This is a genomic window from Kitasatospora sp. NPDC101155 (genome assembly GCF_044768305.1).
Lineage (GTDB): Bacteria > Actinomycetota > Actinomycetes > Streptomycetales > Streptomycetaceae > Kitasatospora.
The window spans coordinates 1-10719 of record NZ_JBIWPN010000102.1 but is presented as its reverse complement, the minus strand read 5'-3'; the positions used below and the strand labels follow the sequence as shown (position 1 = coordinate 10719).

The window sequence follows — 10719 nt, the reverse complement described above, 5'->3', positions numbered from 1 at the left end:
CTGACCCTCAATGAAGATCAGGATGATCAGACGATCGCGAGGTGGGTCACCGTTGATCCGCCGTTCAGCGGTCAGTTTTCACCCGTCGCCGAGATGACCATCGCGCCAGGCGACCGGCACCTGCCTGCTCCCCGCCCGCGCGGGGATGTTTGCCCGCGGGGTGGCGGAACCCACGATGCGACGGCAGCGGCCGCAGGCCACAGCATCAGTACACTCGGCTGCATGCCCGAACAGACGGACCAACCGCTCGGCCGCGCATTCTTCGACCGTCACGTCGCGGAGGTCGCACCCGACCTGCTGGGCCGCGTTCTGGTCTGCACACTTCCGGAGGGCACCGTCACCCTGCGCCTCACCGAAGTCGAGGCGTACAACGGGCGAGATGATCCCGGCTCGCACGCCTACCGGGGCCGCACCCCGCGCAACGAGGTCATGTTCGGCCCACCCGGGCACGTCTACGTGTACTTCACCTACGGCATGCACTTCTGCATGAACCTCGTGACCGGCCGGGAAGGACACTCCTCGGCCGTGTTGCTGCGTGCCGGCGAGGTCCTGGACGGCGTCGATCTCGCCCGCCAGCGCCGCACCACCGCCCGCAAGGACCACGAACTCGCCCAAGGGCCAGCTAGGTTGACCATGGCGATCGGCGTCGACCGGGCCTTCAATGGGGCCGACGCCTGCGGGGACGGCATACCCTTCCGCGTTCTCGCCGGCACACCCCCCGACCCGGCGCTGATCCGCACCGGCCCGCGTACGGGTGTCTCCGGTGCGGGCGCGACCACCTCTTGGCGCTTTTGGATCGACGGCGACCCAAGTGTCAGCCCCTACCGGGCCCACGTCCCCAAACGGAAACCGAGCGGCGCATCGGGCAACGCCGCTACGCACGCCGGTTCCTGACGCGGGTACGGGGCGGGGACCACCACCACCTGTTCAGCTCAGGCCGGGTGGGGTCAGCAGCGCGAGGTCGGATCCGAAGCAGGCGAGGACGGTCCCGTCCGGGCAGATGGCGAGGCTTGTCACCCGGTCGGGAAGTGTGAGGGTTCGTCACGTGCTGGACGGCCAGCAGCTGGAGCACGTCCGCGCTGATCGGGGGCCTGTCGTGTCGCACCTCGTCCTGGGCGCTGACCGGTTCGAGGCCGTCGACACCGTAGCCGGGGTCTGTGAGGCGGGTGGGAATCGCAGTCCTTCCGGTCAGTGGCGAAGGGCCGCGATCTAACTCTGCACGCATGATCGGGAATTCGGACGTGCGCGTCGGACTGTTCAGGCCTGTCGGTCACCCACACGAGTGATATGTCTCTGACAACGTACGCAGTGGCCCTCGGGGTCGGCGCGCGGCCGCGAGCATACGGCCATGATCACGCTACGCCGTACCAGCCTTGCCGCGGCCGCCGCCTGCGCCGCACTGATCGCCCCGCTCTTGCCCGCCGCCGCCCAGGCCGCGCTGAAGCCCGCGGCCGAAGTCGCCCGCGGTGCCGTCGAACACCGGGTCGGCGCCTACCTCAACAGCATCCGGAACGACCCGCAGCAGCTGCGCGGCTTCCTGCACGACCTGCCCAAGGGCGGTGACCTGCACAACCACCTCTCCGGCGCCGTCTCCACCGAGCTGCTGATCCAGCTGGCCTCCGAGGACGGACTCTGCATCGACACCGTGACCCTGACCGCCCAGGTGGCGCCCTGCACGGCAACCGCCCGTCCGGCCGCCGACGCTGTCTCAGACCAGGCGTTCCGTCAGGAGGTGATCCAGGCCTGGTCGATGCAGGACTTCACACCCGGCGCGGAGTCCGGCCACGACCACTTCTTCGCCACCTTCGGCAAGTTCGGTGAGGCGAGCTGGCGCCACCCCGGCCGGATGCTGGCCGAGGTCGCCGAGACCATGGCAGACCAGAACCAGAGCTACCTGGAGACCATGCTCACCCCCGCCTCGGCGGGCGGTGCGGCCCTCGCCGCCAAGGTCGGCTGGGACCCGGACTTCGCGAAGCTGCGCGAGAAGCTGCTCGCCGACGGAGGCATCGACAAGCTCGTCGCCCAGGCCCGATCGGACGCGGACCAGATGTTCGCCGACTACCGCTCCGCCGAGAACTGCGACACGCGCAGCCCCGCGCCCGGCTGCTCGGTGACCGTCCGGATCATCTCCCAGGCCTCCCGGGCCTCCACCCCCGCCCGGGTGTTCACCCAGCTGCTACTGGGCATGGAACTCGCCAGCCGGGACGACCGGTTCGTCGCCGTCAACCTCGTCCAGCCCGAGGACTACCCGGCCTCACTGGAGAACTACGACCTGCAGATGCGGATGCTGGACTACCTGCACCCGCTCTACCCGAAGGCCCACATCTCCCTGCACGCGGGCGAGTTGGTACCCGGGCTGGTCAAGCCGGAGGACCTGCGCTTCCACATCCGGGAGGCCGTGCTGACCGGCCACGCCGAGCGGATCGGGCACGGCGTGGACGTCGTCCACGAGGACGACTCCGACGGCCTGCTGGACCTCCTGGCCGAGCGGCACACCCTGATCGAGGTGCCGCTGACCAGCAACGAGCAGATCCTCAACGTCTCCGGCCCGGACCACCCCTTCCCGCTGTACCGGGAGCACGGCGTGCCCACCGCGCTGGCCACCGACGACCCGGGCGTCTCGCGCGGCGACATCACCGGGGAGTACCAGAAGGCGACCACCCGGTACGACCTGGACTACCGCGACCTGAAGGACCTGGCCCGGACCTCGCTGGAGTACGGCTTCCTGGCCGGCCGCAGCCTCTGGAAGGACAACGAGCGTTTCCGCCCGGCGCCGGAGTGCGCGGGTGAGGTACTCGGCAACGACCGCCCCGGCAAGCTCTGTGCGGCACTGCTGGCGGCCAGCCCGAAGGCGCAGCAGGAGTGGCGGCAGGAGCGCGGCTTCGCCGAGTTCGAGAAGTCGGTGCTGAGCCGCCGCTCCTGATCCGCCGCGTGCGGGGCCACTCCTGACGCTCGGCTCAGCCGAGGTCGAAGGCGGTGGGGGTGTGCCCCGCCAGATGGCGCGGGAGGCCTGTTCCGGGTACCGGACGGTCTCCGAGCGGGCGTCGAACACCCGGGTGAGTCGAACACCCGGGTGAGCTGCCGCAGCTCAGCAGCGGCCCCGAGGGCGGCGGCGGGGTCTGGGCGGGGCTGCTGCCAGCGGGAAAGGTGCGGGCGGCGGCGGCCTGGGAACGGGTGGCGGCGTCCAGGTGCTGGCCGTACCAGGCGGCGAGGTCGTCGTGGACGCCGGCCAGCACGCGGCCGGCTGGGGTGGTCCGCAGGGCTCCGTCCGGCAGCCGGTCGAGGAGCTGCTGCTGCACGAGGGTGGCCAGCTGGTCGGGCAGCTGGGCGCGGGCCGCCGCGGTCATCGGACGGGCGAGGTTCTCCTGTGTGGCAGCCCCGTCGCGCAGCCGGTCGAGGACGGTGGCCGTGAGCGAGTGCGCGCCCAGGCGCAGGGCCTCCTCGACAGCGACCGCGGTGTGCTGCTCCTGACGGGCTGAGCCCCCGCCCCGCCGACCGCTCGGAAGACCGGCGGAGCGGGGCCTCCGGGCTCATTAGAGGACCATCCCTTCTGCAGCCCTCTTCGGTAGGGTTGTGACCTCTCGGTCTCGGCGGGTGCACGGCCGCGTTGGCGAGCCATTCGTTGGCCAGCATGAGTTACGCCGGCCCCGTCGGGCCGAGGCCGTCTGATCGGCTTCAGGGACACGCCCCGCAGAGGGCCGATTAATGAGCTCCCGGCAGGCGACCTCACCACCGGGCAGGTGCTCCGTCGACACCACAGGAGTACGACCCTCGTGTTCATCGGATGGGACTGGGCGACCGAGACCCACGACGTCACCGTCATGGACAACTCCGGCACCCGCGTGGACCGTTGGGAACTCGCGCACACCGAGCAGGGCATCGAGGCGACCCTGGCGCGCCTGCGTCGCCACGGCGATCCGGCCGAGCTGCCGGTGGCGATCGAGACCACTCGCGGCCTGGTCGTGGACCGGCTGCTGGCCGCCGGCCACCCGGTCGTGCCGGTACACCCGAACGCCTTCCACGCGATGCGCCCGCGCTGGGGCGCCTCCAAGGCCAAGACCGACGCCGGGGACAGCCACAAGCTCGCCGACTACCTGCGCACTGACGGCCACCAGCTGCGACGCATCACCCCGACCGACCCCCGGACCCTGGAACTGCAAGCGCTGACCCGCCAGCGTGCCGACCACGTCGAGGCCAAGGTCGCCGCCGTCAACCAGCTCGACGCCCTGCTCGACAGTATGTGGCCGGGCGGCAAGGCCGTCTTCGGTGAGCGCGACAGCGACATCGCCCTGGAGTTCCTCGACCGCTACCCGACCCCGCAAGCCGCCGCCAAGCTCACCCCGGCGAAGCTGGAAGCGTGGTGCAAGCGGCGGAGCTACTCGGGCCGCCGCTCCGGCAAGGAGCTGATCGAGCGCCTGCGCTCCGCCCCCACGGCCGCCACCCGCCTCGGCGAGGACACCGTGGCCACGCTGATCCGCGTCCAGGTCCAGCTCGTGCGGGCGATACGCACGACCATCCGCGCCCTGGAGAACGAGATCACCGCCGCCGTCACGGCGCACCCCCTGGCGCCGCTGCTGGCCTCGATGCCCTGCACCGGCAAGATCAACCTCGGCCAGATCATCGGCGAGATCGGACCAATCCTCGAACGCGCCGAGTCCTGCGAGCAGTTCATCGCCGAGGCCGGCGTCGTCCCGGTCACCCGCGCCTCCGGCAAGTCCCACGCGGTGACCTTCCGGTTCGCCGCGAACCGCCGAGCCCGGGTCGCGATCACCACCTTCGCCGACAACAGCCGCCACGGCAGCGACTGGGCCGCGAAGATCTACAACGACGCCCGGGCCCGCAAGAAGCGACACCCCCACGCCGTCCGCATCCTCGCCCGTGCCTGGCTGCGAGTGATCTGGGCCTGCCGGCGCGACGGAACCTGCTACGACCCCGTCACCCATCAGGCCAACAACAAGATCAAAACGGCTCCCGAGACGACTCTGGCGGCATAGGGGTTGACTCAGGAAACTCATGCGGCGAGCGCGTAGCTGGCGAGCCGTTCGCGTTTCCGCTGGCCAGGACCGAGGTGGAAGTCTGTACATTTACCCCAGGGCGCGTAATCGCCCATCATCACGTCGTCGCACATGGTCTCCCACAACCCGTTGTGTGCGATTGCGGTGTCATCGAGGGGGGCGAGGAGCTGGCGAAGCTCGTCCGCCACCTCCTGGAATCTGTCCTCCTCGCCTTCTTCGTAGAACGGGAAGCGGGCGATGATGGCTGCGACGCACTGGTGGAACGTTCCGAGGTCCCTGTTCACATGCCAGGCGGTCGCGGACTCGATCTTGGGGATCTGCACGACGCGACGCGAAGCCACGTCGATGCCGAGCCGCCGGAGCAGGCCGCTGGTCTCAAAGACGACCAACCCGCTCTCACCGATCCCGCCCAGCAGCGTCGCCTCGGTCAGCGGTTGGTACTCATAACCGATCAGCCCTGCTGGGACGCCGATCTTCCGCAGATCGGCGGCGATCTCGGTGGGCACCTCTGGTGAGCAGCCGATCCGGACCACGGCGTACTGGGGCAATGACAACGGTGGGAAGTCTCGGATCACGCGAACATCATCCTCGTGCGCCAGCCATACAGGGAAGGCGCGAGCCGGGCCTCCGGCCACCCCGCTGCGGGCCCCGACATCACTCATGCAAGTTCAGTAACACGACCGATTCGGCCTGGCGAAGTGTTCAGGTCACCCGTGCACCGGACCGGCGTATCGCCGTTGTCGGCTACCTGCCGGGTGGACCTTCCTTGGTCGTACTGACCCGGACTGCAAGCGGCGCTGTGTAATGATCGGCTGTCGGCGAAGACCGTCGTAGGTGTCAATGGATCGGTGCAGGATCCTAAAACCCAACAACCTGACTGTCCGTCAGCAAAGTCAGCATTGAGTCAGCATTGGTCCTGCCAAGCGCTGACACAGGCGGTCAGACGTTGGCACATGTCGACGGCGTGAAAGCGGCTCCGAGTACGCCGGACCGGCGTCCAGGTGGGGGCCCTGAGACGGGAAGCCGGCCGAAGGTGGCTGTCGGCTCCCCGCAGGATGAATGCCAAGGTCAGCGCGCGCGTCCGCGCGGCTTCAGGGGGATGCCGGGGAGCTCGGGGGCGGGCAGGCGATCGCCCGGGTAGCCCTTGACTTCGCCGAAGCGGTTGGCGTGCATCCAATCCGAACGGGCTTGGGTAATATCGTCGTTCGACCGCCCGATGAAGTTCCACCACATGACGATCTCCTCCTCGAAGGGCGTGCCGCCGAGGAGGATGAGGCGCGCCTCGGTGTCGCCGGTGTTGGTGAGGGTCAGGGTGGTGGGGCCGGGCGCGAGGTAGCCGAGATCGGCGGGGTGCAGCGCGGTTCCGGCGAGGCGGAGGTCGCCGTGGTCGACGAGGACGCCGTGCTCGAAGGCGGGGTCGAGGGCGAGGGTGACGGTGGCGTGCGGGTGGAGGGTGAGTTCGGCGCCGAGGAGGGGGGTGAAGGTCGGGACGGGGGAGGTGTCGCCGGCCAGGGTGCCGAGGAAGACGCGGGCCTCGCCGCCGTCGAGGGGGACGGGTCGGGGGGTGTGGTGGTGGAAGTCGCGGGCGGTGTGGCGGTGCTCATCGGGCAGGGCGACCCAGAGCTGGACGCCGTGCAGGACGGTGGTGGCGGGGGTGGAGACCTCGGAGTGGCAGATGCCGTGGCCGGAGGTCATCAGGTTGAGCTCGCCGGGGCGGACGAAGGCGTGCACGCCGAGGCTGTCACGGTGCTCGATCTCGCCGGTGAAGAGCCAGCTGACCGTCTGCAGGCCGGTGTGGGGGTGCGGGGCGACGTCCATCCCGCCCGTGCGCGCGACGTCGTCGGGGCCGTAGTGGTCCACGAAGCACCAGGCGCCGATCATCCGGCGCGAGCGGTGCGGCAGGGTGCGGCGGACGGTCATCGCGCGCGGTCCGCCGAGCGGGACGTCCCGGGCGGTCAGGACCTCCAGCTGCGGGTCCTGCGGCTGAGCGGCGGGGCGCGGCTCGGTCTCTGCGGTGCTCACGGTGGTGATCCCTCCCACGGTGGAGAATGGTGGCAGATAGTTCCAGATTCAACTATTATGGCATGGCACAGTGACAGGCAACAGTGAGCGGGTGGAGGAGTCCAGGTGAGTGACGTGACGGTCGTCCCGGTGGAGCGGCGGGTCTTCATCGACAAGCAGAGCCCCACGGCCTACCGGGCGCAGCTCGCGGCCGCCGAGGCGTCGCGGGCGGTCGCGGCGGAGGCCGGACTGGACCGGCGGCTGGTGGAGCTAGTCAACCTGCGGGTGTCGCAGATCAACGGCTGCGCCTACTGCCTGCACGTGCACACCCGGGCCGCGCTGCGTGAGGGCGAGACCGCCCAGCGGCTGGGCGTGCTGCCGGCCTGGCGGGACACGGAACTGTTCACCGCGCGGGAGCGCGCCGCGCTGGCGCTGGCCGAGGCGACCACGACTCCTTCGGACGCGGCCCTGCAGCAGGCCGCCTACGGCGTCGCGCGCGAGACGCTGACCGAGGAGGAGATCTCGGCGGTGATCTGGGTCGCGATCGCCATCAACGCCTTCAACCGGGTGTCGATCATGAGTAAGCACCCGGTCCGTCCGGCCCCGGGGGAGTAGCAGGCCTACTCGCACCGCCTTCCCGTTCGGCGTAAGCCCTACTTTGATGGGCGGCTCGAAAGTTCCTCCATCGCCCGAGCATCGACCCAGGCCGACCAGCCGTTGGAACAGATGATGTGCGCCCAGTCGCCCGCGCGTTCCAGTAGCTGAAGCTCGACCCGCGCGTCGATCCTGGTTACCGGATCCAGGGTGGGATCGGGCGCGACCCAGGCGGACATGCCGCCCTGCGGGACCAGGTGGGTCGGTGTCCAGGGCCCGCCGACGCGCGGTGGGGACGGCCGCGGCGGCGCGGGCTGTCGGGAGGCCGGTACCCGGGCTGCGGCCGGCTCGTAGACCTGCTCGGGCAGCGTGACCTCGGGGATGGAAAGCAGGAAGTCCCGGGTCACCACGGCCGCCTCCGCGAGATCGAGCGCCCGCAGTGCGAACCGGATGCCGGACCAGCCGGCGGGGGCCCTGGTCAGCCCCTGGCTGAGCAGGGCCCACAGCACCGACTGGGTCACGATGAAGAGCAGCAGCTCTTCCTGCCCGACGGGCCGGTCGTCCGCCCAGCCAACGAGCTGGATGTCGTGCAGCGACAGGGTGCTGATCCAGGTGGAGAGCGAGGCAGCGAACATCGTGAAGGCCAGCGACGGCTCGTAGCGCGGCGGCTCAGTGCCGTCGACCGGCTGGAGGTGCCCGGCCTCGACGTACCGGCACAGCTCCCGCTCGGCGATCTCCGGCGTGAACACCGGCAGCGTCACACCGGTGCGTCCGCCCGGGTGGGCGAGCAGCGTGAACAGCTCCCCGACGGCCCGGGCGAGCCAGCGCCGGTCTGCGACCAGGGCGGCGCCGCCCTGGGCGTCCAGCACATCGGCCGCCGACAGCGTGATCGGTGCCGGCTCGGCCCGCCGACGTGCGTAGGAACGGACGAACCCGCCCTTGAACGCATCGACCAGCGCGAGCAGGAAGGCGAGTTGCTCCGCGTCCATCTCCTCCTGCGGCGGCGGGATCGACACGGCCGCAGAGAACTGCAGCTGCCCCTGCACCCACTCGACGAGGTCGTCCTCGGCGTACGGGGTCAGCACCTCGTAGTCGTGGTCGAGCGAGGGCCGCAGGCCGGTGAACAGCTCGCCGACCCGGCGGGAGGAGTACAGCCTGCACGGGGAGGGCGCGGCATCGAACAGGGCACTGCGGGCGTCCACCACGCGGTCGGGAACGGCCAGCGGGGCGAAGGCCCGGCGTACGGTGGTCTCCGGCAGAACCCGGATGTCCCGCAGGATCTCGTCGGCCGCGCGGGCGGGGCCCCGCCCGGCGTGGTCGCCGGGCAACAGCAGGTCGGGGAGCGGCGAGAGCAGGGCCGGCGGCGGCAGCCCGAGCTCGCCGACCAGCGGCCCGAACTCGGCCCGGTTGAGCGGAACGGTCCGGGTGAGCCCCCTGGGTATCGGGGCGGGGCGCGCTGCGTCGGCCAACGAGCGCAGTTGGGCGAGCGCCTCGGCGAGCGGTGTGCCACTGCTGAGCGGGAAGAGGGAGCCTGTCTCACGGACGACGGCGAGCGGACCGACCCCCACCAGCCGGTCGCGGTCCTCCCCACTCTCCAGATGCTTGCTGGTGTCGGGGAAGAAGACCCAACACCATCCCTCGTCCTTGGTGTTCGCGTCGACGACGGTCAACTCGGTCCGCATACCGACCGAGAGATTCTGCACGTACTCGGCTGCCGTGCGACGGGCCTGCGGGAGATCGACCACGGCCGTCACCTCCCTGTCTGGATCACGCCGAAGGCCACGTATCCCTGACCCATGAACTTCGCCTGGGCACCGCTCTGGAAGTCGATGAACTTCACGGTGCCGCCGTCGTTGACCACGTTGAAGATGTGCCCCGGCAGATCGTCCCCGCGGCTGGCGACGACGACGCCCCTCGAACCGGGCCCCCAGCTCTGCTGCACGAAGTTCTTGATGTCCTCCCGCGAGGACTGCATGGCCCAGCTGCCGCCCAGCGTGCCCGGCGCCGGCGGGGGCGCTCCAGGCGGAACCGGCTGGTTGAAGATCGTCTCGATCTGGGCCGGCGTCAGGCCGTTCCCGGGCGGGGCGGGCGGCATGGGGACACCCGCGAGTTTCGCGTCGCCCACAAGGGCGCAGTTCGGACAGTTCGTCGCCGTGGTGATCGGATCCCAGTCCTTCGGCGAAATGCTCTGGCCGGCGTCGGTGAAGAGGCTCGTCTTCGTGTAACCGACCGGCTTCCAGGACGGACCGCCGCCGTTGACGCCGGCCGCGAAGGCGTTGACGTCCGTGATGCCCTGAGTACCGGGAGTCCGGGACAGCGACTGGGACGGGGGCGGCGGGGGTGGCGGCTCCGGCGCGGGGACGCGGGCGAGACCGGTGGGAATGGACTTCGAGGGGGCGGGAACCGCCGGGGTGGCGGCCGGCCCGATGTTGTCGATGCCCACAGCGGACAGCGTCAGGGCGTTGAAGACGTCCTTGGCGAACCCCATCGCGATCGAGCCTACGCCGGCGGCCGGGGCCGCGTTGGGGTCGATCACCTGGCCGATGGTGGCCTGGTAGGCGGCCTGCAACGTGTTGACTGGAAGCGTCGCGCTGGCCACTCCCCAGAGCGCCCCTGGCAGCCCGCCCTGTTGGTAGCCGATCCCCGCGCCTGGCACGGCCTGGCTGACGAGGTTGATGGCACCGACCTGCGCAGCGGTCGCTGCTCCGGCGGCGATGGCCAACGGCCCGGTCAGGATGCCTGCGGCGATGGCGAGGTGCTCCATGCCCTGGGCACCGGCCTCGTGCTCCTGCGCGGCGATGGCGTCCTGCTCAGCCGCGGCAGATGCCGCCATCGACTGCCCCTGGGTCTGGTTGAACACGGCGGTGGTGAGCTGGCGCAGCTTGTCGGCGGTGTCGCTTCCGGGGGGCCCGGACTCGATCGTCTGCAGGACCCGGTTGGCCGCGTCGAAGTGGCCGGGCGGGAGGTGGTCGATCTGGTTGCTGAGGTAGTTCTCGTGGGCCTGGATGCCGTCGAGCTGGTGGAGGTAGTCGGTGTAGTCCTGGTCCCGCTTGGTGTCGGCGGCGAGGAGCTTCGTCATTCCGTCGTCGCGGGCCGTCTTGCGGGCTTC

9 protein-coding genes are annotated in these 10719 nt (G+C 70.4%); 4 read left to right on the top strand and 5 right to left on the bottom strand.

Going from position 1 to position 10719, the window contains the following annotated elements; all coding sequences use genetic code 11:
• Window positions 1-222: 222 nt before the first annotated feature.
• Both ACIRYZ_RS45555 and ACIRYZ_RS45550 read left to right on the top strand, forming a co-directional pair.
• A complete protein-coding gene (locus tag ACIRYZ_RS45555; RefSeq protein WP_402955351.1) occupies window positions 223-894 on the top strand; it encodes a DNA-3-methyladenine glycosylase in 672 nt (223 codons plus the stop codon).
• Between the two features lie 454 nt (window positions 895-1348).
• Complete coding sequence (locus ACIRYZ_RS45550; RefSeq protein WP_402955348.1) at window positions 1349-2923, top strand: adenosine deaminase; 1575 nt, start codon at window positions 1349-1351, stop codon at window positions 2921-2923.
• A gap of 34 nt (window positions 2924-2957) precedes the next feature.
• Here the strand turns inward: ACIRYZ_RS45550 and ACIRYZ_RS45545 are convergent, their stop codons facing one another.
• Window positions 2958-3347 carry a hypothetical protein gene (locus ACIRYZ_RS45545; RefSeq protein ID WP_402955345.1) on the bottom strand — a complete coding sequence of 130 codons (390 nt, stop codon included), beginning with the start codon at window positions 3345-3347 and terminating at the stop codon, window positions 2958-2960.
• Window positions 3348-3773: 426 nt separating this feature from the next.
• Here ACIRYZ_RS45545 and ACIRYZ_RS45540 point away from each other — a divergent pair, with 426 nt between their 5' ends.
• Window positions 3774-4994 (top strand): IS110 family transposase, encoded by a 1221-nt coding sequence (locus ACIRYZ_RS45540; protein ID WP_402955343.1) that lies wholly within the window; start codon window positions 3774-3776, stop codon window positions 4992-4994.
• Window positions 4995-5011: 17 nt separating this feature from the next.
• On the opposite strand, the gene ACIRYZ_RS45535 is transcribed toward ACIRYZ_RS45540, so the two are convergent.
• Window positions 5012-5677, bottom strand: coding sequence for an SUKH-4 family immunity protein (locus tag ACIRYZ_RS45535; protein WP_402955340.1), 666 nt, complete (start codon window positions 5675-5677; stop codon window positions 5012-5014).
• Between the two features lie 406 nt (window positions 5678-6083).
• Complete coding sequence (locus ACIRYZ_RS45530) at window positions 6084-7037, bottom strand: pirin family protein (protein WP_402955337.1); 954 nt, start codon at window positions 7035-7037, stop codon at window positions 6084-6086.
• A 105-nt stretch (window positions 7038-7142) separates the two neighbouring features.
• On the opposite strand from ACIRYZ_RS45530, the gene ACIRYZ_RS45525 reads away from it, so the two are divergent.
• Window positions 7143-7631: a carboxymuconolactone decarboxylase family protein gene (locus ACIRYZ_RS45525; protein ID WP_402955334.1), complete on the top strand. Its 489-nt coding sequence runs from the start codon at window positions 7143-7145 to the stop codon at window positions 7629-7631.
• A gap of 38 nt (window positions 7632-7669) precedes the next feature.
• Here ACIRYZ_RS45525 and ACIRYZ_RS45520 read toward each other — a convergent pair whose 3' ends face one another.
• Both ACIRYZ_RS45520 and ACIRYZ_RS45515 read right to left on the bottom strand, forming a co-directional pair.
• On the bottom strand, window positions 7670-9355 hold the full coding sequence (locus ACIRYZ_RS45520; protein WP_402955331.1) for a YrhB domain-containing protein: 1686 nt from the start codon (window positions 9353-9355) through the stop codon (window positions 7670-7672).
• A 5-nt stretch (window positions 9356-9360) separates the two neighbouring features.
• Window positions 9361-10719 (bottom strand): toxin glutamine deamidase domain-containing protein (locus tag ACIRYZ_RS45515; protein ID WP_402955328.1); only part of this gene is annotated, 1359 nt, incomplete at its 5' end.

Excerpts from the sequence above, each read along its gene's own strand:
- ACIRYZ_RS45555 (WP_402955351.1), top strand. The coding sequence starts at position 223 with ATGCCCGAACAGACGGACCAACCGCTCGGCCGCGCATTCTTCGACCGT.
- ACIRYZ_RS45550 (WP_402955348.1), top strand. The coding sequence starts at position 1,349 with ATGATCACGCTACGCCGTACCAGCCTTGCCGCGGCCGCCGCCTGCGCC.
- ACIRYZ_RS45545 (WP_402955345.1), bottom strand. The coding sequence starts at position 3,347 with ATGACCGCGGCGGCCCGCGCCCAGCTGCCCGACCAGCTGGCCACCCTC.
- ACIRYZ_RS45535 (WP_402955340.1), bottom strand. The coding sequence starts at position 5,677 with ATGAGTGATGTCGGGGCCCGCAGCGGGGTGGCCGGAGGCCCGGCTCGC.